The sequence below is a fragment of the Pseudodesulfovibrio sp. 5S69 genome (assembly GCF_037094465.1).
Lineage (GTDB): Bacteria > Desulfobacterota > Desulfovibrionia > Desulfovibrionales > Desulfovibrionaceae > Pseudodesulfovibrio > Pseudodesulfovibrio methanolicus.
This window is the reverse complement of sequence record NZ_CP146609.1, coordinates 3,956,154-3,981,506: the sequence shown is the minus strand read 5'-3', so window position 1 is coordinate 3,981,506 and position 25,353 is coordinate 3,956,154. Positions and strand designations below refer to the sequence as shown.

The window sequence follows — 25,353 nt, the reverse complement described above, 5'->3', positions numbered from 1 at the left end:
GATCGTGTGGACCGTCATCCGGGCAGGTCCACGGACGGCCATGGGCCGGCCCGGGAGGCGTCGTTTCACCCTGAGCCCTTTGCCGCCACAGCGAGGTTTTGCCATGACCACGAAGTCCTCCCCCCACCATGCGGTTTCGCCGAAGCCCGTGCATAGCTGCCAGATCTGCGGACGGAGCAAGGCGAACATGATCCCCGTCTCGACCCTGCGCCCGTCGATACTCGCCGAGATCGCCAAGGAACGGCCGGACTTCTCGGCGTCCGGATACATCTGCACGGACGATCTGAACCATTTCCGGTTCAAGTACGTGGAGGACCTCATGCGCTCGGAAAAGGGCGAGTTGAGCGAACTGGACCAGGAGGTCCTGCAGAGCCTGGAACGCCATGAACTGCTTTCCAGCAATCCGGAAGAGGAGATGGACCGGACGCGCACCGCGGGCGAGCGGCTGGCCGATCTCATCGCCGATTTCGGCGGCAGTTGGAAGTTCATCATCATGTTCTTCGCGTTCATCTTCATATGGATGCTGGTGAACACGCTGCTGCTGATTTTTCGGCCCTTCGACCCGTACCCTTTCATCCTGCTCAACCTGATGCTCTCGTTGCTGGCCGCCATCCAGGCCCCGATCATCATGATGAGCCAGAACCGTCAGGAGGACAAGGACCGGGTCCGGGCCGAAAACGACTACAAGGTCAACCTCAAGGCCGAACTGGAAATCCGCCACCTGCACGAAAAGCTGGACCACCTCATCTCCAACCAGTGGGAACGGCTCCTGGACATCCAGCAACTGCAAATGGACCTGATGACCGAAATCATGGCCTCCCGAGGCCGCAAGGACGCGGGCAAGTAGCCGGGGTGAAGATGCCTCCGGGCCTCCAGCCGTAGGCGAGTCTTCGAGCCCTACGGCTGGAGGCCCGGAGGCATTCTTCCTCTTACTCAGCCCAGGTACGGGTTGAAATAGCCGTACTCCAGCCAGGGGAGGGCTTTCTTGAGTCGTTTCCTGAAGTTGTTGAAGCCCATGGATGGGGAGTGCCCGAAGGGTTCCATGAGTTTGAGGTAGAGTTCGGGATCGAGGTTGAGGTTGCGCAGTTGGATGAAGTCGTAGCGGCAGGTCTCGCCCAGTTCGGCCAGGGCGTCGAACTCCTCTTCGGTGTCGGTGATGCCGGGGAAGAAGAGCAGGTTCAGGGACACGAACAGGCCGACGTCGTGGGCCTTGCAGATGGTCTCGCGTACATCGTCGAAGGTGTAGGCCTTGGGCCGGTAGTAGGCCTCGTAAGGGCCCTTGCGCGCGGAATTGAGGCTGACCCGGATGGAGTTGACCCCGGCGATTTTGAGCGCGGGCATGGCCTGGTGGCGCGAGCCGTTGGTGTTGACGTTGACGGTGCCCATGCCGCCCTCGTGGCGGTATTTGGTGATCGCCTCGCAGATCAGCTCGGCCTCAAGCAGGGGCTCGCCCTCGCAGCCCTGGCCGAAGGAGAAGATGGGGCGGCGTTCCCGCGACTCGTGGCGGCGCATGATCTGGACGATTTCGTCCGCGGTGGGCCTGAACGAGATGCGGCACTGCGGGGACGGGAAGCCGGAGTCCTCGGGCTGGTAGGAGATGCAGCCCACGCACTCGGCGTTGCACACCTGCGAGGTGGGCAGGGGGCACTCGAACCGGCCGAGCGCCAAGTTCTTGGCCGCCGGGCAGCCGCTGGTCAGGGCGCAGCCCGCCAGATGGTTGACCAGCCGGTTTTCGGGCATCTCGGAGAGCAGTTCGTGCGCGCCCGCCTCGATGCGGTCGGGCGGGATGTGGGAGAAGACCTGGCGCTTGTCCTCGTCCACCTGCTTGGCGCAGACCCAGAATTTGCCGTTGGCGTAGCCGATGGCAGCGTAGGAGAGCAGGGGCAGGACCGGGGCGTCGTCGTCGGATTCATAGGCGGCCACGCCGGTGACCGTGTGGCCGGGACAGGCGAAGGCGGCCACGGCCAGCTCCTCCATGACCTCGGCACGTCCATCCTCCTGGCTGTAGCCCATGGCGTGGCGGCCGGGCAGCATGAAGAACTCGGATTCGTCAGGCAGGGGCATGATTTCGTCGGGCCGGGGCAGGCCGAATTCGTCGCCCCGTCGGACCATCAGGAGCAGGTCGGGATGATCGAAAATTTCGCCGTCCGGGGAGGCGAACAACATGCGTGGCTGCGGTTTTTTCTTGGATGGCATAATGAGGGCATTCTATGGACAAATACGGGTCCGGGCAAGAATTGAATGGGAATTTTCCGCTCCTGGGCGCAAATGCTGGCGTGTCGGAGGCGGAATAGTGCATTCCAACGTGAAAAGGCCGGCACCATGCGGTACCGGCCTGTGTGGTCTGGGTGTCCCAGTCTCGGCTTAACGCTTGGAGAACTGGAAGGAGGCGCGGGCGCCGCGGAGACCGTACTTTTTGCGCTCTTTCTTACGGGCGTCGCGGGTCAGGAGACCGGCGGGCTTGAGCACGGAACGCAGTTCCGGGTCCAGGGCGCAGAGGGCGCGGGTGATGCCGTGGCGCAGGGCCTCGGCCTGTCCGGACACGCCGCCGCCGGAGCAGTTGGCCTTGATGTCGAAGCGATCGAGCATCTTGACCAGCTTCAGGGGCTGCTGGACGACCATCTGCAGGGTCTTGCGGGGGAAGTAGTCCTCGAAGGGACGGCCGTTGACGGTGATCTGGCCGGTACCGGCGTACAGCCGGGTACGGGAGATCGCATTCTTACGTTTGCCAGTGGCGTAGGTGAAATCGCTCATGATAATCCCCGATTAGAAATCCAGAGTTTTGGGAGCCTGGGCCGCGTGCGGGTGCTCGGGACCGGCGTAGACCTTCAGCTTCTTGAGCTGCTGGGCGGCCAGCTTGTTCTTGGGCAGCATGCCCTTGACAGCGGCGGTGATGACGTTTTCGGGCTTGATGTCCAGCATCTGGCGGAGGGTCTTTTCCTTGAGACCGCCGGGATGGTTGGTGTGCTTGTAGTACATCTTGGCGTCCATCTTCTGACCGGTGACCTTGATCTTCTCGGCGTTGATGACCACCACGAAATCGCCCATATCCATGTGGGGGGCGAACTCAGGCTTGTGCTTGCCGCGCAGACGGGTGGTGATCTCGGTGGCCAGGCGGCCCAGGATCTTGTCCGTGGCGTCGACGATGAACCACTCGCGGTTCGCGTCTTCCGGCTTCGGGCTATATGTCTTCATAAAAATGCTCCTTGCAAATTCTCAAGAAGGGGACCTTTACGGGCATTGCGCCCGCCTGTCAACCCATTTCAACTATATAAGAGTGGTCGCGCGATCAGGCCGCCGGACCCGGGAGAACGGGGTTGTAACGGGTTGTTCTCCTAAGCCGGTGGTACAGACCGGGAGGAAGTTCTTACCTGAAATGGGAGCGGGCCACAAGCATTTTGTTTACGTAAAACCGATCGTCGCAAACTCCGCCTCACGCCCCATATCGAGTGAAATATCCGCCGGAGGCGCATAACGGGGATGCAAGGGGGTCAGCCCCCTTGCCCGCCAGAGGCGAAATCATCCGACAAATCCGCCGAAGGCGGCTTCCAAATCCGTTTCTTATGAAATAGCCCCCGAGCGCCGGAACGCTCGGGGGCATGTCCAAACAATATATACGTGTGTCCTGTCTACGCCGAGACCAGCTCCTTGAGCTTGGCCAGGGCGTTCTGGATGCCCGCCGGGTTGGAGCCGCCGGCGCGGGCCAGGTCCGGGCGTCCGCCGCCTCCGCCGCCGACTTCGCCGGCCACGGGCTTGATCAGGTCGCCGGCCTTGAAGCGGGCGTGCAGGTCCTTGGTCACGGACAGGGCCACCGAGACCTTGCCGTCCTCGTGCGGGGCGATCAGACAGATGATCCCGGACGGCAGCTTGGAGCGCAGGGCGTCCATCTGTTCGAGCATGACGCCCATGTTCGGGGCCTCCAGCTCCACGGCCAGGACCTTGACGCCGTTGATCTCTTCAAGTTCGCTCATCATGTCGCGGCCCGCGCCCGAGGCGAGCTTGGCCTGGAGCGACTTCATCTCCTTGTGCATGTCCTTGACCTGCTGCTGGAGGTCCTTGACCTTGCCGGGCAGGTCGGCGGGCAGGGCCTTGAGCATGGCCCCGGCTTCGCTTGCCGCCTCGCGGCGCTCGTTCAGCCAGGCCACGGCGTTGTGGCCGGTGGCGGCCTCGATGCGCCGGATGCCCGCGGCCACGCCGGACTCGGAGGTGATCACGAAGGACCCGGCGATGCCGGTATTGTCCAGGTGGGTGCCGCCGCAGAATTCCATGGACACGCCGGGCACCTCGATGACCGAGACCGTGTCGCCGTATTTTTCGCCGAACAGGGCGGTGGCGCCCTTGGCCTGGGCGGCCTCGATGGACATGACCTCGCGGGTCACGGGGATGGCGTCGAAGATGGCCTGGTTGACCAGCTTCTCGACCTCGGCGATCTCCTCATGGGAGAGGCCCTTGATGTGGGTGAAATCGAAGCGCAGCCGGTCCGGGCCGACCAGCGACCCCGCCTGCTTGGCGTGGTCGCCGAGCACCTTCTGCAGGGCCGCGTGGAGCAGGTGGGTGGTGGTGTGGTTGCGCATGGTCGCCAGGCGCTGGGTCCGGTCCACGTTGAAGAACGCCTGGTCGCCGGGCTTGAGCGCGCCTTCGGTGACGACGATCTTGTGCGCGGTCAGTTTCTTGGAGGGCTTGACCGTATCGAGCACGTCGGCCTTGCCGCCGCTGGCCGCGATGGCCCCGGTGTCGCCCACCTGGCCGCCGGACTCGCCGTAGAACGGGGTGACCTCGGCCACCAGCCAGCCGGACTCGCCTTCCTTGAGTTCGTCCACGACCTCGCCCCCGGGGGTGAGGACATAGGCGATCCCGGACTGGTCGGCCATGGTCTCGTAGCCGGAGAATTCGCTGGTCACGTCCTGTTCGAGCAGGGTCTGGAAGATGGAAGCCACGTCCTTCTCGCCCGAGCCCTTCCAGGCGGCCTTGGAGCGCTGCTTCTGCTCCTGCATGAATTTGTCGAACTCGGTCTCGTCCACACCGATGCCCTGCTGTTCGGCTACATCGCGGACGATGTCGATGGGAAAGCCGTAGGTGTCGTAGAGCTTGAAGGTGGTCTCGCCGGGCACGATGGCGGAGCCCGCCTTCTTCAGTTCGGCCAGCTCCTCCTCGAGCATCTCCAGCCCCTTGTCCAGGGTCTTGGCAAAGGATTCCTCCTCGCCTTTGACCACCTCGACCATGAAGTCGCGGGTCTCCTCCAGCTCCTTGTAGTGGCCGCCCATGTCGTCGATGACCTTGGAGGCGGTCTTCCACAGGAAGGAGCCTTCAAGGCCCATGAGCTTGCCGAAGCGGTAGGCGCGGCGGATCAGTCGGCGCAGGATGTAGCCGCGTCCCTCGTTGGAGGGCAGGACCTGGTCCGGGATGAGGAAGGCGATGGCCCGCGAGTGGTCGGCGATGACCTGCAGGGCGGTGTCGACCTCCACGGATTCCCGGTATTTCACGCCCGCCAGGTCGGCGGTGTATTGGATGATGGACTGGAACAGGTCGGTCTCGTAATTGGAGTGCACGCCCTGGGCCACGGCCGCGATGCGCTCCAATCCCATGCCGGTGTCGATGGACGGCCTGGGCAGGTCGCTCCGGGTGCCGTCCTCGGCCTGGTCGTACTGCATGAAGACCAGGTTCCAGATCTCCAGGTAACGGTCGCAGTCGCACTTGCCGATGCCGCAGTTCGGGCCGCAGCCCACTTCCTCGCCCTGGTCGTAGTGGACCTCGGAGCACGGGCCGCAGGGGCCGGTGTCGCCCATGGACCAGAAGTTGTCCTTCTCGCCGAGCCGGTAGATGCGCTCGGCCGGGACCCCGGCCACCTTCTGCCACAACTCGCCCGCCTCGTCGTCGTCCTTGTAGATGGTGATGTACAGGCGGTCCTTGTCGAGCCCCAGTTCCTCGGTCAGAAACTCCCAGCAGAATTTGATGGCGTCTTCCTTGAAGTAGTCGCCGAAGGAGAAGTTGCCGAGCATCTCGAAAAAGGTGTGATGGCGTGCGGTGCGGCCCACGTTTTCCAGGTCGTTGTGCTTGCCGCCCACGCGCAGGCATTTCTGGGCCGTGGTGGCGCGGTTGTAGTCGCGCTTTTCCTGACCCAGGAAGAGCTTCTTGAACTGGACCATGCCCGCGTTGGTGAAGAGCAGGCTCGGGTCGTCCTTGGGCGTCAGGGGAGAGGACTCCACAATGGTGTGTCCGTTTCTCTCGAAGTACTCAAGGAAGCGTTGGCGGATTTCGTTGGCTTTCATCGTGTTGTTGTTCTCCAGGGAAATGTATTACCGATATAAAAGCGCCCCGACGCTCGCGGTCCGGGGCGCTCGTTACGGGCTGATACTCGGGCTATTCGCCGGCGTCCGGTGCCGGTGCGGCCTCATCCTCGGGCACGTCGCGGAACCCGAGGTGCGTCATCAGGGCCTCTTCGATGGAATGGGCCAGGTCCGGGTTGTCCTGCAGCAGGGCGCGGACGTTCTCCTTGCCCTGGCCGAGCTTCTCGGAACCGTAGGCGAACCAGGAACCGGATTTCTCAATGATGCCGTTCTCCACGCCCATGTCGATGAGTTCGCCCATGCGGGAGATGCCCTGGCCGTAGAGGACGTCCACCTCGGCCTGGCGGAAGGGCGGGGCAACCTTGTTTTTGACCACTTTGATACGGGCGCGGATGCCGTAGGCCTCGTCCTTGTCCTTGAGGGTCTGGATGCGGCGGATGTCCAGGCGGCAGGAGGCGTAGAATTTGAGCGCGTTGCCGCCCGAGGTGGTCTCGGGGTTGCCGTAGCCGGTCATGCCGATCTTCATGCGGATCTGGTTGATGAAGATGACCACGCAGTTGGACTTGTGGATGGTGCCGGTCAGCTTGCGCAGGGCATGGGACATGAGCCGCGCCTGGCTGCCCACCTGGGTCTCACCCATCTGGCCTTCGAGCTCGGCCTGCGGGATGAGCGCGGCCACCGAGTCGATGACGATGACGTCGAGCGCGCCGGAGCGGACCAGCAGATCGGCGATTTCGAGCGCCTGTTCGCCGTAGTCGGGCTGGGAGATGAGCAGGTCGTCGGTGTGTACGCCCAACCGCTTGGCGTAGCCGGGGTCCAGCGCGTGCTCGGCGTCGACAAAGGCCGCCGAGCCGCCCGCCTTCTGGGCCTGGGCGATGATGTGCAGGGCCAGGGTGGTCTTGCCCGAGGATTCGGGGCCGTAGATCTCGATGACCCGGCCGCGCGGTACGCCGCCGATGCCCAGGGCGATATCCAGGCCGATGGAACCGGTGGGGATGAACGGGATGGAATGGGACGCCTCGCCGTCCAGGCGCATGATCGAGCCTTTGCCGAACTTGCGTTCAATGGTGGTCAGGGCGGTGCCCAGCGCTTCTTTGCGCAGGGCTTCGGGGTCTACGGCTTTACGGGCCATGGGGTCTCCTCCGGAATTTACGGGCGGCAACAAACGAGCAACATGTTCAGATACCAGATACGCCCTTCGCGGGCAACACCCATATATATGGAAAAAAAGGAAGGGGGTGCAGCCGGTTGCACCTTTTCCGCTCGGTTCCGAAGTGCCGCTCCGGGCCAGATATAATGGAGTTGCGGACAGGTCTAGGCCCAGGTATGTTTGACAATACGAACGATGTGGGAGGTCTGGTGAGAAGCGAAGTTGCACGATCGGGTGGCTTCTTGTTCGCAGCGGTGCTGGCGTTCTGTCTGGCTGTGGGAAATGCCGACGCCCGCGGACCGGTCTTCGAGGTGGCGGCGTATCTGTTGCCGCCCATGTCCCGGTTGGACAAGGCCGGGAAGCTCAACGGCGAGACGGTGGAGGCGATGGGGCGGGTGTTGTCCGACATGGGCTACACGCCGAAATTCCGCGTCCTGCCGTTCCGGCGCTGCCTGGAGGCCATGCGCGACGGGACCGTGTCCATGATGCTCCCGTGCGTGGTCAGCATCGAGCGGCAGGCCTTCATGCGCTTTTCCGATCCCGTGGCGCACATGCACACCGTGCTCTGGAAACTGGGGCCGGATCAGGCAGGCTGCTGGCAGACTCTGGATGACCTGGCGGGCCTGCGCATCGGGGTCATCGAGGGATATTACTACGGGCCCAAGTGGCAGGAGGCCCTGGCCGCCGGGACCTTCCGGGTGGAAGAGAGCATCGGCAGGGAGCCGAACCGGGCCAACTTCCGGATGCTTCTGGAAGGCCGCCTGGACAGGGTTCTCTGCGACCGCCGCCTCGGGCTCTATCTGAAGGAGCAGGGCGCACCCCTGTTCGATGAAGTGACCGCCTGCCCCGGCGAGATCGGCGAGAGCGTGCCCCTGTGCGTCCCGGTCTCCCTCCGTTTTTTCAAGGACCACGGCCTGTCGGCCGACGAGTTCCTGACCCGCTTCAACGCCGGGCTCAAGAAGCATATCGTCCCCTAGCCCGGCATTGCGGGGTTGCCCTCGGCCCCGATCTCACATAAGTGACCCCTCCATGGCGGAACGAAACACATACGACGCACTGGCGCTGCTGTCCGGCGGCCTGGATTCCATCCTGGCCGTGCGCACGGTCATGGACCAGGGCCTGACGGTCCTCGGGCTGCACTTTGTCACGCCCTTTTTCGGCAAGCCCCATCTCATCCCGTTCTGGCGGGACCACTACGGTATTGAGGCCGTGGAGGTGGACATCCGGCAGGAGTACGTGGACATGCTCCTGGGCGGGCCGTCCCAGGGGTTCGGCAAGTGGCTCAACCCGTGCATCGACTGCAAGATCATCATGCTCGAACACGCCCACGGGCTCATGGCCGGGTACGGCGCGAAGTTCCTGATTTCGGGCGAGGTCATCGGCCAGCGGCCCATGAGCCAGCGGGAGGACGCGCTCAATCTGATCACCAAGCGGGCCGAGGTGCGCGATGTGCTCCTGCGCCCCCTATGCGCCAGGAACCTGCCGCCCACGCCCATGGAGGAATCCGGGCTGGTGGACCGCGAGAGGCTGCACGACTGGCACGGGCGGGGCCGCAAGCCGCAGTACGCCATGGCCGAGCACTACGGGTTCACCGAGATTCCCACCCCGGCGGGCGGCTGCTGCCTGACCGAATCCCAGGGCGCGGCCCGGTTTGTCAAGCTCCTGACCCACCGCGACCGCCCGGCCCCCAATGATTTCACCCTGGCCCGCACCGGGCGCCAGGTCTGGGCCGGTGCGCACTGGCTGGCCTTCGGCCGGACCGCCGAGGACAACGACCAGTTGGCAGCCTGCGCCGAAGCGGGCGACTACGTGTTCAAACTGGCCGACTTCCCCGGCCCCCTGGCCGTGGGCAGGCCTCTTCAAGGCGAGTGGGACGCCGAAGTCCTCAAGGACGCCGCCGCGCTCATCTGCTCCTATTCGGGCAAGGCCCGCAAGCGGTTCGAGGCCACGGGCGAGCCCGTCCGGGTGGCCGTCCGCCGCCAAGGACGCACCGAGACCGTGGCCGTGGTTCCGGCCCGCGAGACCGTGCTCCAGTGGGCCGAGCCCAAGCCCGAGATCGTCCGCGAGTGGAAGAAGGAACGCGCCCAAGCTTAGCTTGCGCCCGTTCGCACCATCCCTTACAGTCCGGCAATGTTCATAGACATCGTCACCTTCAGCGTGTCCGCGCTGCTGCTCTGGTTCGGGGCCAACTGGATCGTCACCTCGGCATCGCTCATCGCCCGCAAGTACAACGTGTCCGAGCTGGTCATCGGCCTGACCATCGTGGCGCTGGGCACGTCCGCGCCCGAGTTCCTGGTGACCATCAACGCGGCCTTCCGGGGGCAGAACGACATCTCTCTGTCCAACGTGGTCGGGTCCAACATCTTCAACCTCGGCTTCATCCTCGGGCTCATGGCCCTGATCAAGCCGCTTACCTCCAATCGGACCATCGTCTACCGCGACGGGCTGCTCCTGTTCCTGACCACGGCGGGCATCCTGGCCGTGTCCTTCACCGGGACGCTGGGCCGGGTCTTCGGGGCCTGCCTCGTGGCGCTGCTCGTCGGCTACCTGACCTATCTGGGCATGAAGCGCGAGGCCGTGGGCGAGGAAGAGCTGGAGGAGACGCGGGGCAAGGTCGCCACCTGGCGCGACGGGGTCTGGCTTGCGGCCGGGTTCGTGGCCATCGCTGCGGGCGGGGACCTGATGGTCACGGCGGCCACGTCCATCGCCACCCAACTCGGCGTGTCGTCCTGGGTCATCGGCGTGACCATCGTGGCCGCGGGGACCTCCCTGCCCGAGCTGGTCACCTGCCTGGCGGCCTCCGTCCGGGGCAAGAACGAGATGCTGCTCGGCAACCTCATCGGCTCGGATTTCTTCAACTTCGCGGGCGTGCTCGGGCTGACTTGCCTGCTCAAGCCGCTGCCGGTCTCGGCCGAGGCCTCGTCCGGCCTGATCGTCCTGGTGGGCATGGTCGGCCTGGTCCTCGTGCTCCTGCGCACGGGCTGGAAGGTCCGCCGCTGGGAAGGGGCCCTGCTCATCGCCGTCAACCTGGTCCGCTGGGCCCACGACTTCATGCACTAGGCCGCCCGCCCGGCGCGGCAACGGCCCGCTAGTAGACCATCCCCATCCGGTCCTTCACCTCGGCCAGGGTTCGGGCGCCGATCTCCCGGACCCGGTCACGGCCCTTGTCCAGGATTTCGCGCAGGAAACCGGGCTCCTTTTCCAATTCCCTGCGCCGGGCCCGGATCGGTTCCAGAAAGGCGTTGACGCTTTCGGCCAGGGCGGGCTTGAAGGCCCCCATGCGCTCATCGGGTTCCACGCCGAACAGTTTGCCGTAGGTGAAGAGGGCGTGTCCTTCGCCGGAATAGGCCTTCTTGATCTTGCGGTTCACGGTCTCTTCGTCGTCCGTCAGATTGATGACGTTGTTCAGCGATTTCGACATCTTGCTTTTGCCGTCGAGTCCCGGGAGCCGGGGAAAGTCGGAGACGAGATAGTCCGGTACGGGAAAGGTCTCGCCGAAGAGCGTGTTGAACCGGCGGGCGATCTCGCGGGTCTGTTCGATGTGCGGAATCTGGTCCTCGCCCACGGGCACCAGGTTCGCCTTGGGCAGCAGGATGTCGGCCGCCTGGGAGACCGGGAAGCAGAGAAAACCGAGGTTCATGTGCTCATAGCTGGTGCCCGCCTGTTCCATCTCCGCCTTGACCGTGGGGTTCCGCTTGGCCCGGCCCACGGAGACCAGGAAGGAGAAGAACATGGCCAGCTCGGCCAGTTCCGGGATCTCGCTCTGCACGAAGAAGGTCGTCTTCTCCGGGTCCAGCCCCGCGGCCAGGTTGTCGAGCAGGGCCAGATAGACGTTGTCGCGGATGGCCTTGCCCTTTTCGTCCTCCAGGTGGTCGTAGAGGACCTGCATGTCCGCCAGGATGATGAAGGTCTCGTATTCGTCCTGCAACGCGACCCGCGATTGCAGCGAGCCGAAGTAGTGGCCTATGTGCAGGTTGCCGGTCGTCCGCTCTCCGGTCAGTATTCTTTGCATTGGTACGTCTCCTTTTCGGTGTCTTCGAATGTGGATGTAAAAAAGGGCCGCCGGAGATGCCGACAGCCCTGAAAAAAAGACGATGCCGTCGGCCATGCATGCCGACAGCTCTGATGCATGAAATACACTATGCTGGGGGCATACTCCGTAAAGTCTGCCACCACCAGCGGCGTGGTTCCGTATGGTGTTCCGTTGAACGCATGAGCCTCTCATAACGGGCGCCCCGGGGCGGTGTCAAGAAACGGGCCGTCCGGAGCCCGAATCCGCCGCGCCGGGATCAGGCCGCCTTGTCCCAGATGAGCAGGTCGATCTTGTACTCCGTCCGTTCCACGAACACGCCGGGCTTTTCCTCGAACTGCGCGAGGTGGCGGCGCAGGTGGTCCTGGTCGGCGGTCACGCCGTATTGGGAGAGGAAGGTGGTGCAGGAGTCGGTCAGCTTCTCCAGGGAGTTCTCGACCGTCCAGGTGCCTTCCACCGGGCAGGCGACGTAGGGGATGCCCTTTTCGTCCAGCCAGTTGCGCATGTCGGTGCCGTTGACGAACATCCTGGGGGTCACCCCGTAGTGGGCGTACAGGCCGGTCATGACGTCGGACTTCATCAGCCCGGCAAAGCCCATGAACACGGTCTTGCCGCGCGCGTGGCGCAGGAGCTTGAGCCGGGATTCCTCGCTCATGATGGCCGGGGTCATGGAGCAGAAGACGACGTCGAAGGTCTCGTCGCGGTCATAGTCCATCCAGTCGGCGCGCACGTAGTCGATGTTGTGCAGCCCGAGCGTCTCGGCGTCCTCGCGCAGGATGTCCAGCATCACGTCCGAAACGTCCAGCGCCGTGACCCGGGCGGCCTCGCGGGCGATGCGGATGGTGTACATGCCGCTGCCGCAGCCCACGTCCAGGACCGACGCGCCGCGGAAGTCCACGCCGTTATCTCTGATCATGCGCATCACGCCCGCCTCGTAGTTGTCCTCCCCCTCCTCGAACCGGGGAAAGCTGCGGGCATGGTTGTTCCAGTATTCCTTGCTCCTGGGCGGAGTCTGCGGCGTCGTCTCCATCTGCATTCGCTCCCGTCGCTTGCCGCCGTACGGCCCGGTCAGGCCTGCCGGCGGATAACTTACATTAAAAAGTGGCACGAAACATGTTTGATTGCTCGAAGAGTATTCATCAATCGCGGGCTGTTTTCAAGGGAATACTTGGGGCCGGGCCCGGACGCGGCCGAGCGGGAAAGTGCGCGTCCCCGGCCGGTCATTTTCCTTTTCCCGTACAATAAAGAGGATCGGACGTGACGTACTTGTCACGGGGTCGTGACCCGTTTTTCGCCTTGTCCCATGTTTCCGTAACTTTCCGGGCGTACATAATGGGTCGTGAACCAACACCAAACGGACCGAGGAGGTTTGACATGTTGAGAGTGGAAAAACTGTTTGTCAGGTGCGCCCTGGCGCTGGCGCTGGCCATGATGTTCATGGCCGGTTCCGCCTACGCCAAGGACGCGAAATACGTATTTTTCTTCATCGGCGATGGCATGGGCCTGCCGCAGCGCGCCGCCAGCTCCGCCTATCTGGGCAAGAAGCTGGCCATCGACGCCATGCCCGCCCAGGGCATCACCACCACCTTTGCCAACGACCGGTTCATCACCGGTTCCGCCGCGTCCGCCACGGCCCTGGCCACCGGCGTGAAGACCAACATCAACTACATCGGCGTGGACCCGTCCTTCAAGCCGGTCAAGACCATCGCCGAGATGGCCCGCGACAGGGGCATGAAGGTCGGCATCGTCTCGTCCGTGTCCGTCGACCACGCCACCCCGGCCGCGTTCTACGCCCACGTCAAGACCCGCTCCATGTACCACGAGATCGACCACGCCCTGGCCGACTCCGGCTTCGACTTCTTCGCGGGCGGCGGGCTCAAGGATCCTCAGGGCAAGAAGTCCAAGGCCCCCATGGGCGACGCCCTGGAAAAAGCCAAGGCCAACGGCTACAGGATCGTCACCGACAAGAAGGACTTCATGGCGCTCAAGCCTGGCGACGGCAAGGTCATCGCCTGGAACGCCTGGCTCCAGGACGGCAAGGCGCTGCCCTATGTCATGGACATGACCGACCAGGACATCACCCTGCCCGAGTTCACCCAGAAGGCCATCGAGATGCTCGACAACGACAAGGGCTTCTTCCTGATGGTCGAGGGCGGCAAGATCGACTGGGCCTGCCACGCCAACGACGCGGCCGCCTCCATCGACAACACCGTGTCCTTCGACCAAGCCGTGCAGAAGGCCATGGCCTTCTATGAGCAGCACCCGGACGAGACCCTGATTGTGGTCACCGGCGACCACGAGTGCGGCGGCCTGACCCTGGGCTTTGCGGGCACCAAGTACGGTTCCCACTACGACATCCTCAGCCACCAGAAGGTCTCCTTCCAGAAGTTCACCGACGAGACCCTGGCCGACTTCAAGAAGAAGGGCGGCGACTTCAACGCCATGAAGCCGATCATCACCGCGGACTTCGGCCTGAAGTTCGAGGGCGACGCCAAGACCGATCCCATGGTCCTGGCCGACTACCAGCAGGCCGACATCGAGCAGGCCTTCCGCCGGACCATGGCCGGGGAAAAGATCAAGGGCGGCGACTACCTGCTGTACGGTGAGTATGACCCGCTGTCCGTCACCCTGACCCACGTGCTCAACCAGAAGGCCGGCCTGGGCTGGACCTCCTACAAGCACACCGGCGTGCCGGTTTCCACCTCGGCCATCGGCGTCAACTGCCAGGCCTTCAACGGCAGCTACGACAACAAGGACGTGGCCACCAAGATCATGGCCTCCATGGGCATGCCCGCCAAGCCCGTGTACGCGGACGCCGCCGACGTGCGCGTGGCCGCCAACTAGACGCAATCCAGCAACCCTTCGGCGGGCGGACCGGCTGCGGTCCGCCCGCCCCTCTTTTCGGAAAACCCATGCACGCACCCAGCAAGACCACACGCGACTGGCTCCTGGCCCTGATCTTCATCATCATCTCCGTCGGCCTCTATTACCTGCCCACCGGCTTCGAATCGAACAAGGACAAGGACGCGGTCCACTGCACGGGCCGGGTCACGGCCGTGGACGACGCCCACGTCCAGAACCTGGGCATGATCCGCGCAGGCGAGCAGGAGGTCACCCTGGACATTCTGGACGGTCCGTTCAAGGGCGAGACGTTTACGGCCAACAACCAGCTCCTGGGCCAACTGGACCGCGACAAGCTGTTCAAGGCCGGAGACACGGCCTACGTCATCCTGACCGTGGACAGCGACGGCAAGGTCATCTACGTCAACCCCCAGGCCCATTACCGGCTCGGGCTCGAACTGTTCCTGCTCGGACTGTTCGCCGCGTTGCTGCTGATCTTCGGCGGGCTGACCGGGTTCAAGGCGCTGCTCTCGTTCGTCTTCACCGGCCTCCTTTTATGGAAGGTTCTGGTGCCCATGCTGCTCAAGGGGGTGGACCCGGTCTGGCTGACCCTGTGCGTGGTGGCGTTGCTCTGCGCGGTGATCATCTTCCTGGTGGCCGGGATCAACCGGACCGGCGCGACCGCCTTTCTCGGGGCCTTCCTCGGGGTGGTCGCCAGTTGCGCCATGGGCATCTATTTCACGGGGCATTTCCACGTCCACGGCGCGGTTATGCCCTTTGCCGAGACCCTGCTCTACGCGGGCTACGGCCACCTGAACCTGACCCGCGTGTTCATGGCCGGGGTGTTCCTGTCCTCCTGCGGGGCGGTCATGGACCTGGCCATGGACGTGGCCTCGGCCATGGCCGAGGTGGTCGACAAGAAGCCGGGCATCTCGCGGGTGGAGGCGGTCTGGTCGGGCATCCGTGTGGGCCGGGCCGTGGTCGGGACCATGACCACCACCTTGCTTTTAGCCTATTCGGGCGGATTCGTGACCCTGCTCATGGCCTTCATGGCCCAGGGCATTCCGCTGGATACGACCTTCAACTTCATCTACGTGGCCGCCGAGGTCCTCAAAACCCTGGTGGGCAGCTTCGGGCTGGTCACCGTGGCCCCGTTCACGGCCCTGGTGGGCGGGCTGCTCATGACCACGGCCAGGCCCGCGGCGAGCGCGCTGCGCCATTGACGAACGCGGCGGGATGGGCCAATACGATAGCTTGTAACCAAGCAGAAGGAGTGTTCATGCTTTCGTTTCTCGGCAATGTCATCTGGTGGCTCATCGGCGGCGTGTTCATGGCCCTGGGCTGGCTCTTCGCCGGCTGCCTCTTCGCCATCTCCATCATCGGCTTGCCCTGGGCCCGGTCCGCCTTCGTCATCGCCGGGTTCTCGCTGATGCCCTTCGGCCGGACCCTGGTCCGGCGCGACGTGCTCACCGGGCAACAGGACATCGGCACCTCGGACTGGGGCACGGTGGGCAACATCATCTGGTTCGTCTTCGCGGGCTGGTGGCTGGCGCTCGGGCACATCCTGTCCGCGCTGGGCTGTTTCATCACCATCCTCGGCATCCCGTGGGGCTGGCAGCACCTCAAGCTGGCCGCGGCCACCCTGGCCCCCATCGGCATGACCGTGGTCACGGTGGAGCAGGCCGAGCGGCTGCACGGCGTGCGCATGGACCGCTGAACCGGGCGGACCGCCAACCGCGGCGGGTTGTGCAATTTGCTGCATCCCCTTGCCACGGCCCGAAAAGCTGATTAGATAGAAGCAGTGCCGGGAGATTCCCGGCCGCAAGCACGTAATCAATTCGGAGGAATATCAATGACTCAGTATCCCAGCATGCAACGGACGGAGACTTCCAGGGCCGAAGTCCTGAACGCCTTCATGCGCGGCGTCTACGGCTGGATGAGCGCGGGCCTGGGCCTGACCGCCCTGATCGCCTTCGCCACCCTGACCGTCCCCGCCCTGACCAACCTGGCGTTCGTTTACAACCCCCAGACCGGCGGGTATGCGCCGACCATGCTGCCGATGATCGCCCTGCTCCTGGCCTTCGGCATGGTCTTCTTCATGAGCTTCAAGATCCGGACCATGAACCCGAGCACGGCCACCACCCTGTTCATGGCCTTCAGCGCACTCAACGGATTTTCCCTGGCCCCGATCCTCTTCGCCTACACCACGGCCTCGGTGGTCTCGACCTTCATCACCACCGCGGGCATGTTCGGGGCCATGTCCATCTACGGCATGGTCACCAAAAAAGACCTGACCGGGTGGGGCAGCCTGCTCTTCATGGGGCTGATCGGCATCATCATCGCCATGGTGGTGAACATGTTCCTGCAGAGCGCGGGCATGTCGTTCGCCATCTCGGTCATCGGCGTGATCATCTTCGTGGGCCTGACCGCCTACGACACCCAGAAGCTCAAGACCATGGGCGAGACCGTGCCCATGGGCGACACCGCGGCGGTCCGCCGAGGCACCATCCTGGGCGCCCTGACCCTGTACCTGGACTTCTACAACCTGTTCCTCATGCTGCTCCGCCTGATGGGCGACCGCAGATAATCTCGGCACCCTAGCCACACCAAAGGCCGTACTCCCCGGAGTACGGCCTTTTTTTGTCGCTGCACCCCGGCAATCCCCTCCCCCCGGCCGCCTGCGTGCATGTGCCTCTTGCCAGTCTGCTGCGGGGGACGTATGCTTCTTCAATGACGAATCTTTTCCCTGGAGCGACATGTCCGAGACCGTGACCCACGTGCAACGTGCCCTGTACCCGCTGCTGCGTCCCTTTTCCTGGGTCTATGGCGGGGTCATGCGGGTGCGCGCCGGGCTGTACCGCCGAGGGCTGCTGCCCAGTTGGGAAGCGCCCGCGCTGACCGTATCGGTGGGCAACATCGGCTGGGGCGGCTCGGGCAAGACCCCGGTGGCCGACTGGCTGCTCGGCTGGGCCGAGTCCCGGTCCATCCCGGTGGTCCTGCTGACGCGCGGCTACCGGGCCAAGCCGAAGCATCTGCCCTACGAGGTCAAGCCGGGCGCGCTGGCCGAGGAGGCAGGGGACGAGCCGTTGATGCTCGCCCGCGCCCACGAAAACGCCCTGGTCCTGGTGGACCCGGACCGCGCCAGGGCGGGCAGGCTGGCCGTGCAGAAGGCCCGCCCCGAACTGATCATCCTGGACGACGGGTTCCAGCACATGGCCGTGCAGCGGCACGTGAACCTGGTCCTGCTCCGGCCCGAGGATTTGCGCGAGGGGTGGAACCGGGTCATCCCGGCGGGTTCCTGGCGCGAGCCCGAGGCCGCGCTCGGGCGGGCCGACGCCTTCCTGATCAAGGTCGGGCCCAAGGGGTTCGCCCTGCTCAAGCCGCGCATCCTGGAGCGGCTGTCGCGGTTCGGCAAGCCGGTGTTCAGCTTCCGGCTGGCCCCCACCGGGTTGCGCAGCGTGGTCGGCGGGGAGACGGTCCGCGACTTCGAGGGCGCGCCGTACCTGCTGGCCACGGGCGTGGGCGATCCGGCCCAGGTCCGGGCCACGGCCGAGGCATACCTGGGGTATCCGCCCAAGAAGCACAAGGTCTTCCGGGATCATCACACCTATTCCAAACAGGACGTCCTGGACCTGGCCGAGGAGGCCGCCCGGCTCGGCTGTGCAGCCGTTCTGTGCACGCCCAAGGACGCGGTCAAGCTCGGGGCGATGTGCACCGAGGTGTTCTGGCAGTTCGACCTGAGCCTGGAGTTCGGGCCGTCCACCCTGGGCGAGAAGGCGAAATTTACCACCTGGTGGGACCGGCGTTACGATTCCTTCAGGCTGCGCCGCGCGGATCGCGCCGAACACGCGGCGGACTACAAGGCCCGGCACAGGGCGGACCCGTCGTCCGCCAAGGGAGACGACAATGGCTAAGAAGAAACGCAATCAACCCAGGCCCTCCACACCGCCCCTGTCCCCGGCGGTGCTGCTCAAGCTGTTCAAGGAAGTGAAGCGGCCCATGTCCCGGGCCGAGGTCATCCGTCAGCTCAAGCTCAAGAAGAAGGACAAGGCCCTGGTCAAGGACCTGCTCAGGGAACTGGTCCAGAAGGGCAAGCTGGTGCGCATCCGGCGCGGCTACGGCCTGGCCGAGGCCATGCACTGCATCACCGGGCGGCTGGAAATCCAGCGCCAGGGGTACGGCTTCGTGATTCCGGAGGACTCCCGGCGCAAGGACGTGTTCGTCAATCAACGCGACCTGAACGACGCCTGGCACGGCGACCGCGTGGTGGTCTCGGTGGTCGGCGAAGCACGGGGAGGGCGCAACGCCGAAGGACGCATCGTCCGCATCCTGGAGCGCGGGCGCAAGGTCCTGCCGGTCAAGGTGGTCAAGAAGATGACCGGCGGCGAGTGGCTCTGCCGCCCGTCGGACCCGCGGCTCAACTTCGGGATCATCGCCACGCTCAAGGATGAGTCCGTCAAGGTCAAGCCGGGTGAGATCGCCCTGTGCGCGCCCGGCGAGCGCATTGACCCGACCATGTGGGAAGGACAGATCACCAGGCGGCTGGGTGAGGAGACCGACATCACCGTGCAGGAGGCCCTGGTCAAGTCCAACCACAACATCCGCACGCGGTTCCCGTCCGGGGCCGAGACCCAGGCCGAGTCTCTGCCGCCCGAGCCGTCCAAGAAGGACTACGCGGGCCGCCGCAACCTGACCAAAAAGCCTTTCGTGACCATCGACGGGGCCACGGCCCGCGACTTCGACGACGCCGTCCTGGTGGAGCGCCTCAAGAAGGGCTACCGCCTGTGGGTGGCCATCGCCGACGTGTCCCACTACGTGCCCGAGGGCTCGCCGCTCGACCGCGAGGCCTTCGAGCGCGGCAACTCCTATTATTTCCCCCGGTCCGTGGAGCCCATGTTCCCGGAGAAGCTGTCCAACGGGTTGTGCTCGCTCAACCCGGACGTGCCGCGCCTGACCATGGTGGCCTGTATGGATACCGACCCGGCCGGGCACACCGTGAAGACCGAGGTGTTTCCGGCGGTCATCCGCAGCCACGCCCGGTTGACGTACTCCCAGGTCCGCGACGCGATCATCGAGAAGCAGGCCGAGGCCCGCAAGACCATCGCCCCTGACCTGATCGGCATGCTCGAACTGGCCGAGGAGCTGGCCCGCAAGATCAACGGGCTACGCGTCAAGCGCGGGTCGCTGGACTTCGACCTGCCCGAGCCGGAGATATTCTTCGACGTGCACGGCGAGACCGAGGACATCCGTCCCAAGCAGCGCAACTTCGCCAACCAGCTCATCGAAGAGTTCATGATCGCGGCCAACGAGGCCGTGGCCCATTTCCTGATCGAGCGAGACCTGCCCTGCATGTTCCGCGTCCACCCCCCGGCGGACGAGGAGAAGCTCAAGAACCTGTTCCGGCTGCTGTCGCGCACGGACAAGTCCGTGACCATGCCCAAGGAGATCACCCCCAAAAAACTCCAGATGCTGGTGGCCTCCATGGAGGGCACGGACAAGGAATACATCGTCAACCGCATGCTCCTGCGCTCCATGAAGCAGGCCAAGTACTCGCCGGACAACGAGGGTCACTTCGGCCTGGCGAGCGAGGAATACGCCCATTTCACCTCGCCCATCCGGCGCTACGCCGACCTGGTGGTCCACCGGTTGGTCAAGGCCGCCCTGCATGAAGGCGAAGGCGTGCCCGCGCCCGTGCCGGGCCACAAGAAGCTGCTCAACGTGGCCAACCATCTGTCCAGCCGCGAACGGGTGGCCATGGACGCCGAGCGCGAGATCCTCAAGCGCGTGACCGTCCTGTTCATGCGCGACAAGGTGGGCGAGACCTTTGACGCGGTCATCTCGCACATCACCGACTTCGGCTTCTTCGTGGAGCTCAAGGAGGTCATGGCCGAGGGGCTGGTCCGGCTGTCCACCATGGACGACGACTACTACACCTACTGGCCCCAGCGCGAGATGCTCGTGGGCGAGCGCACCGGCCAGTCCTTCTACCTGGGCCAGACCGTGGAGGTGGTCCTGGAGGAGGCCAGCGTGGAACGGCTGGAGCTGAACTTCAGCCTGCGCTCCGTGCTGGCCGCCGCCAAGGACTACAAGGACCTGATCTAGGACCGGGCCATGTCCCGGCCCGACACGCGGGCCGGGCGGCGGCACGACCGTCGCCAACCTGTTTCCATATTGCCGCGCCGTGGTCACTTCCGGCGTGCAACCGCCATGTATTCTCCCCTGAACAGGGCGTCCGCCGACGCCCGTTTCATCTTTCAATTCAAGGGAGTTTCCGCATGGCAACCCGTCGTGAATTCATCCAGCTTTCCCTGACCGCACTGCTCGGCGCCGGACTCGGCGCCGTGCCCTTTTTTCCAACCCGCCCGGCCCAGGCCGCACCCGGCAGCCTTGTCGCCCAGGCGGGCACCCCCAACCCCAACGGCGCGTTCGACCAGCTCTACTGGCTGAGCGGGGACGCCCTGGCCGGGCCGGTCTCCGTCATCTCCGGAGCGTCTTTGCCGATAGAATCAAGTGCAAATAAATCCAAGATGTTGCACATAATGCATTTTAATGACCTGCACAACATGATCTCCCTGCCCAACACGAAGAAGGGGACCACCCATCCGTTCTCGCAGATGGTCGCCCTGGTGGAGGCCCGGCGCGCGGCTGCCGGGCCGGACGACATCGTTCTGCTCCTGGACGCGGGCGACGATCACACCGGGTCGGTCTTCGACGAGCTGGTGGGTTGGAGCACGGACGAGTACGTGGTGGACCCGGCCTACACGGTCTATACCGCGGCCGGGCTGGACTGTGGGGCGCTCGGCAACCACGAGTTCGACCGGGGCGCGGCGGTCCTGCGCAAGGGCATCCGCGAGGCAGCGCGCTTCCCGCTGCTGTCCGCCAACCTGTTCGGCTCCGCGCACCTCGCGAGCGGCCGGGACTACTACCCGGCGGTCATCGGCGTGGCCAAGGGAGTGCGCATCGGACTCATCGGTCTGACCACTCCGGTGGACACCCACACCAAGACCGAGAAGGACCCCGGCCTGGACGTGGGCAGCCCGGTGCGGGCCGTGCGCAACCTGGTTCCGGAACTGAGCCGCCACGTGGACCTGCTCGTGGTTTTGTCCCACTGCGGCTACGGACTGTCCGACAGCCGCTCGGGCAAGGCCGGGGCGGACCGTTTCCTGAGCGAAGGCGACAAGCTGATCGCCGAAGCCGTGGGCCAGACCTCGTCCTGCCCGGCCCTGGTCATCGGCGGCCACACCCACACCGCGCTGAACGAGGATGGGCTGGCCCCGGAGAATGTGGTCCATGGTGTGCCCATCGTCCAGGCGGGCGGTCGGGCCAGCCACATGGGCGAGGTCACCCTGGCCCTCAATCCCGGCGGCAAGCAAAAGGTGGAAGCCCGGCTGCACAAGATCAAAAAGCGCGACCGGCGCGTGGCCGAGGGAGACGCCAAGTACGCCGGGCTGGAACACGACGGGGATTTCGACGCCGGGTTCGAGGCGGGGCACGTCGCCCCCTTGATGGCCAACCTGGCGGGCAAGATGGCCGGGGAGATCGGCACGGTGTCGGGCAACCCGCCGGTGTCCACCGCCGAGGTTTTCGCGGCCCGGTACACGCGGGAGATGGAACTGGCCAATTTCATGAATGACGCCCTGGCCGCGCGGTCCGCGACCTTCCCCGAGGGACGGGTGGACGTCAGTTTGTTCAACGCTACGGGGTTCGCCAGCGGCATCCCCACGGGGGGCGCGCTGACCTTCCAGGACTGGTACAACGTCATGCCGTTCGCGGACACCGTGGTCCTGGTGGAGATGACCGGCAGGCAGATCGCGGCCATGCTCGACAGCAACGCCAAGCGCCTGGTCCGGCCCGAGGAACTGAAGGGCGACAAGCCGGTGGACGTGACCGGCTACGTGTCGCGAGGGTTCCTGCATTTTTCCTCCGGTCTGCGCTACACCCTGAACCTCAATGGCTCGGCCACCCGTGCCGAGGCATCGGACATCGTCATCCAGGGCGCGCCGCTCAAGGATGTGCTGGACAAGACCTTCCGCGTGGCCATGAACTCCTACGTGGCGGCGGGCGGCTACGGCGAAAGCTGGAACGGCAACCCCATCGGCGGGGGCGTACCCGGCGGAATCGCAGGCTTCGACATCAAGTCCCTGCCCAAGTCCGACACCGGGCTGGTCTACCGCAACGAGATCATCGCGCGCATCAAGAGCCTGCCCACCCTGTCTCCGGCCACCGGCCTGGCCCTTGACGGTCGCCTCAAGGTCATCTGATTCCGCATCGAAGCAGCGGCCCGCAATAGGAATGGTCCGGGGTGGAAGCCTGTCCGCTTTCACCCCGGACCTGCTTTTCTCATAGGTATGGGCACGGCCATGTGTGTTGGACAACACAAAATATTTCTATGGTTGACAGTCAGGTTAATCGATAGTAAACAATTGTTCAGCAACATCCATTAACCAAGGCGCAACAATGAGCAACGGATTTGAAGCGTTTTTCAAACGTCTCTGTTCGGAAACGGAGATCAACAACCAGTCCCAGTTGGCCCGCGAGCTGGACGTGGGGCGGGCCGCGGTGTCCCTGGCCAAGCGCAAGGACTCGGTGCCCGCCCGCTGGATTCTGGACCTGTCCGCCCGGTTCGGGTTGAACCCGCTGTGGCTGGAGCAGGGCAAGGGCTTTCCCCGGCCCGAGGCGGCCCTGGCGGCCGCTGCCGAGGACGGGGCGTGCTACGAGGAGATCCCCAAGGTGCGCGCCCGGCTCTGCGCGGGCGGCGGCTCGTTCGAGACCGAAGGGCAGGTGGAAGGGTACTATTCCTTCCGTGCCGACTGGCTGAACCACCGGGGCAACCCGGCCAACATGGTTCTCATGGAGGTCATCGGCAATTCCATGGAACCGGAGATCAAGGAAGGGGACATGGTCCTCATCGACCAGTCCCGCACCGACGTCCTGTCCGGCGGCATCTACGCCGTGGGCGTGGAGGACACGGTCATGGTCAAGCGCGTGGAACGCCTCCCCGGCACCCTGGTGCTCCGGAGCGACAACGTGGACTATTCGCCCATCCATCTGTCCGGCGACGAGCTCGACAACGTGCGCGTCATCGGCCAGATCCTGTGGGCCTCCAGGGAATACCGCTGACCTTTTCCCCTATCGCCAACAGTGCCCCCGCAGCGCGTCGCGTTGCGGGGGTATTTTTTTTTATCATCATGAAATAACATGGCATTCTTGCTAGTTGACATCTTGTTGGGGAATGATAAACAAATTGTAAAATATTAGTTGACACTGTGGCCGAGGTTTGTTTATTAAAGAGTCACGTTCAGTCAACAAATACGACACACGCACTTCGGTGCGATCCAAGGCAAGGAGAGAGTCATGCAGGAACGTTTTTGCAAGTGTGGTCACAGGCTGATGGTTCAGTACACCCTTGACGGCTTCATTCCCTGGGAAGCGGTCATCCGCGACGACGAGGGCAGGACCAGCCCGGTCAAGGTCTGCCCTTGCTGCGGCAGCTACCTGTCCATCCATTTCCTTCGCTAATCTTTCGTATTCCCCATAGTTCCTCGCGGCCGCTTGAACCTTGCAGGCGACCGCCCACATCCCTGTGGCCATGCGCTTTCCTCCCCGGAGCGCATGGCCCCTCTTTTTTGCGTGCGGCTTCCGATACTGGGCCATCGGCACATTTTCCCAGGCAGGCTTTCGTCCTCACGTAGATGGCTACGCTGCGGTGAAATCTCCCGGAAGAAAATGCACGGCTGGCCCACTCTCGAAAGCCTTACATTGTGCGAGCGCGAAGAGCCGCTGCGGGGGGGCGCATCTGAATTGCTTTCTATTGTGAACAGACATCTTGCAGCGAAACATCACCCCAAAGAAGGGCTCCTCCCGCGGAGCGGCAACAAAAAGTTCAGGAAGGGAGAGGGATGGGGGTTCGGGGAAGGGAGAGGGAAACCCCTTTCTAAAGGGTTTCCCTCTCCTCTTCCCCCGATTCCTATTGCCGAACCTGACCGGGGTCGGGGAGGCAGATGGATTCGGTGCGGTTCCGGCCGGACTGTTTGGCCTGATAGAGGGCGCGGTCGGCGGCCTGGATGAGGTGTTCCGGGGTGGTGTCGCAGGTGGGCACGGTGGCGGCCACGCCGATGGACACGGTCACGTTGCAGGCCACCTGGGAGTTGGGGTGGCTGATGCACGATCTGCCCAGGTTGGCGTGGATGTTTTCGGCCACCACCCGCGCGCCGTCGAAGTCGGTGTTGGGCAGGATGATGGCGAATTCCTCGCCGCCGTATCGGGCCACCAGATCGCCGGGCCGGTTGGTGGCGTCGCGGATGGCCCTGGCCACTCCGCGCAGGCAGACGTCGCCGTCCACGTGGCCCAGCGCGTCGTTGTAGGCCTTGAAATGGTCGATGTCGATCATCAACAACCCCAGAAAGTTGTCCTCGCGGCCGTTGCGCACCCATTCGCGGATGAGCGTGTCGTCGAAGCAGCGGCGGTTGGCCAGGCCGGTCAGCCCGTCCTGGTTGGACATGCGTTCCAGCTTGCGGGCCAGACGTTCCAGTTCGCGCTCGCGCAGCATGCGCTTGAGCATCTCGCGGCGCAGTTGCAGTGCGGAGCGGACGCGGGCGCGCAGCTCGGTGCGGCCCACGGGCTTGACGATGTAGTCCGAGGCCCCGGCCGCGAAGGCGCGGTCCAACTCGTCGGAACCGTCGTTCGGTGCCACGGCGATGATCGGGATGTCCTCGAACTCGCGGTGGGACTTGAGCGTCAGGATGGCGGCGATGCCGTCGGTGTCGTGGTTTTCGAGATCGATGAGCACCAGGTCCACGGGCGTGTCCCCGGCCACGGAACGTTGCAGGGTGAGCAGCGCGAGGTCCAGGGTATCCACGTCCGTCACGTCGGTGTGGCCCGCGCCCAGCAGCATCTCGGTCAACTGGGCAGCCGTGGCTTTGGAATCATCGATAATCAGAATTTTCATGTGGAATCATTGCTATCAGATATCGGATTTGATTGCGAGACGGGAAAAGGGCGCCGGGCCGGTCCGGCCCAGGGGCGGGGACCGCGGAAGTCGGCGG

The 25,353-nt window shown here is 64.4% G+C and carries 21 protein-coding genes; 13 read left to right on the top strand and 8 right to left on the bottom strand.

Going from position 1 to position 25,353, the window contains the following annotated elements:
• The first annotated feature begins 103 nt into the window (after positions 1-103).
• On the top strand, positions 104-847 hold the full coding sequence (locus V8V93_RS18600) for a DUF1003 domain-containing protein (RefSeq protein ID WP_338668130.1): 744 nt from the start codon (positions 104-106) through the stop codon (positions 845-847).
• Positions 848-933: 86 nt separating this feature from the next.
• On the opposite strand, the gene V8V93_RS18595 is transcribed toward V8V93_RS18600, so the two are convergent.
• The 5 genes from V8V93_RS18595 to recA all read right to left on the bottom strand — a co-directional run bounded on the left by V8V93_RS18595 (position 934) and on the right by recA (position 7,419).
• Positions 934-2,196, bottom strand: a complete 1,263-nt coding sequence (locus V8V93_RS18595) for a radical SAM protein (protein WP_338668129.1) — start codon at positions 2,194-2,196, stop codon at positions 934-936.
• A gap of 168 nt (positions 2,197-2,364) precedes the next feature.
• Entirely contained in the window at positions 2,365-2,754 is a 390-nt protein-coding gene (gene rpsI, locus V8V93_RS18590; protein WP_071544789.1) for a 30S ribosomal protein S9, read from the bottom strand.
• Positions 2,755-2,766: 12 nt separating this feature from the next.
• On the bottom strand, positions 2,767-3,195 hold the full coding sequence (rplM, locus tag V8V93_RS18585; protein WP_338668128.1) for a 50S ribosomal protein L13: 429 nt from the start codon (positions 3,193-3,195) through the stop codon (positions 2,767-2,769).
• A 434-nt stretch (positions 3,196-3,629) separates the two neighbouring features.
• A complete protein-coding gene (gene alaS / locus V8V93_RS18580) occupies positions 3,630-6,269 on the bottom strand; it encodes an alanine--tRNA ligase (protein WP_338668127.1) in 2,640 nt (879 codons plus the stop codon).
• Between the two features lie 91 nt (positions 6,270-6,360).
• Positions 6,361-7,419 carry a recombinase RecA gene (recA, locus tag V8V93_RS18575; RefSeq protein WP_338668126.1) on the bottom strand — a complete coding sequence of 353 codons (1,059 nt, stop codon included), beginning with the start codon at positions 7,417-7,419 and terminating at the stop codon, positions 6,361-6,363.
• 260 nt (positions 7,420-7,679) lie between these two features.
• On the opposite strand from recA, the gene V8V93_RS18570 reads away from it, so the two are divergent.
• From V8V93_RS18570 to V8V93_RS18560, 3 genes are read left to right on the top strand one after another with little or no spacing between them, the layout of a single operon-like run.
• A complete protein-coding gene (locus tag V8V93_RS18570) occupies positions 7,680-8,414 on the top strand; it encodes a substrate-binding periplasmic protein (protein ID WP_338668125.1) in 735 nt (244 codons plus the stop codon).
• A 52-nt stretch (positions 8,415-8,466) separates the two neighbouring features.
• Positions 8,467-9,531: a tRNA(5-methylaminomethyl-2-thiouridylate) methyltransferase gene (locus tag V8V93_RS18565; RefSeq protein ID WP_338668124.1), complete on the top strand. Its 1,065-nt coding sequence runs from the start codon at positions 8,467-8,469 to the stop codon at positions 9,529-9,531.
• Positions 9,532-9,567: 36 nt separating this feature from the next.
• Complete coding sequence (locus V8V93_RS18560) at positions 9,568-10,497, top strand: calcium/sodium antiporter (RefSeq protein ID WP_338668123.1); 930 nt, start codon at positions 9,568-9,570, stop codon at positions 10,495-10,497.
• 28 nt (positions 10,498-10,525) lie between these two features.
• On the opposite strand, the gene trpS is transcribed toward V8V93_RS18560, so the two are convergent.
• The gene (gene trpS, locus V8V93_RS18555; protein WP_338668122.1) at positions 10,526-11,449 is read right to left on the bottom strand and encodes a tryptophan--tRNA ligase; all 924 of its coding nucleotides are present in this window, start codon (positions 11,447-11,449) and stop codon (positions 10,526-10,528) included.
• Positions 11,450-11,726: 277 nt separating this feature from the next.
• Positions 11,727-12,503: a class I SAM-dependent methyltransferase gene (locus V8V93_RS18550; protein WP_338668121.1), complete on the bottom strand. Its 777-nt coding sequence runs from the start codon at positions 12,501-12,503 to the stop codon at positions 11,727-11,729.
• A 338-nt stretch (positions 12,504-12,841) separates the two neighbouring features.
• Between V8V93_RS18550 and V8V93_RS18545 the strand changes: the two genes are divergently transcribed.
• The 9 genes from V8V93_RS18545 to V8V93_RS18505 all read left to right on the top strand — a co-directional run bounded on the left by V8V93_RS18545 (position 12,842) and on the right by V8V93_RS18505 (position 23,827).
• Positions 12,842-14,311: an alkaline phosphatase gene (locus V8V93_RS18545; RefSeq protein WP_338668120.1), complete on the top strand. Its 1,470-nt coding sequence runs from the start codon at positions 12,842-12,844 to the stop codon at positions 14,309-14,311.
• A 68-nt stretch (positions 14,312-14,379) separates the two neighbouring features.
• The gene (locus V8V93_RS18540) at positions 14,380-15,531 is read left to right on the top strand and encodes a YibE/F family protein (protein WP_338668119.1); all 1,152 of its coding nucleotides are present in this window, start codon (positions 14,380-14,382) and stop codon (positions 15,529-15,531) included.
• 56 nt (positions 15,532-15,587) lie between these two features.
• Positions 15,588-16,025, top strand: a complete 438-nt coding sequence (locus V8V93_RS18535) for a YccF domain-containing protein (RefSeq protein WP_338668118.1) — start codon at positions 15,588-15,590, stop codon at positions 16,023-16,025.
• 135 nt (positions 16,026-16,160) lie between these two features.
• Positions 16,161-16,895: a Bax inhibitor-1/YccA family protein gene (locus tag V8V93_RS18530; protein ID WP_338668117.1), complete on the top strand. Its 735-nt coding sequence runs from the start codon at positions 16,161-16,163 to the stop codon at positions 16,893-16,895.
• A 169-nt stretch (positions 16,896-17,064) separates the two neighbouring features.
• Complete coding sequence (gene lpxK, locus V8V93_RS18525; protein ID WP_338668116.1) at positions 17,065-18,222, top strand: tetraacyldisaccharide 4'-kinase; 1,158 nt, start codon at positions 17,065-17,067, stop codon at positions 18,220-18,222.
• On the top strand, positions 18,215-20,410 hold the full coding sequence (gene rnr / locus V8V93_RS18520; RefSeq protein ID WP_338668115.1) for a ribonuclease R: 2,196 nt from the start codon (positions 18,215-18,217) through the stop codon (positions 20,408-20,410). The genes lpxK and rnr overlap by 8 nt, the downstream gene beginning before the upstream one ends.
• A 173-nt stretch (positions 20,411-20,583) precedes the next feature.
• Complete coding sequence (locus tag V8V93_RS18515) at positions 20,584-22,569, top strand: bifunctional metallophosphatase/5'-nucleotidase (RefSeq protein WP_338668114.1); 1,986 nt, start codon at positions 20,584-20,586, stop codon at positions 22,567-22,569.
• A gap of 196 nt (positions 22,570-22,765) precedes the next feature.
• On the top strand, positions 22,766-23,428 hold the full coding sequence (locus V8V93_RS18510) for a LexA family transcriptional regulator (RefSeq protein WP_338668113.1): 663 nt from the start codon (positions 22,766-22,768) through the stop codon (positions 23,426-23,428).
• A 234-nt stretch (positions 23,429-23,662) separates the two neighbouring features.
• Positions 23,663-23,827 carry a hypothetical protein gene (locus V8V93_RS18505; protein WP_338668112.1) on the top strand — a complete coding sequence of 55 codons (165 nt, stop codon included), beginning with the start codon at positions 23,663-23,665 and terminating at the stop codon, positions 23,825-23,827.
• Positions 23,828-24,275: 448 nt separating this feature from the next.
• On the opposite strand, the gene V8V93_RS18500 is transcribed toward V8V93_RS18505, so the two are convergent.
• Entirely contained in the window at positions 24,276-25,256 is a 981-nt protein-coding gene (locus V8V93_RS18500) for a diguanylate cyclase (RefSeq protein ID WP_338668111.1), read from the bottom strand.
• Between the last annotated feature and the right edge of the window lie 97 nt (positions 25,257-25,353).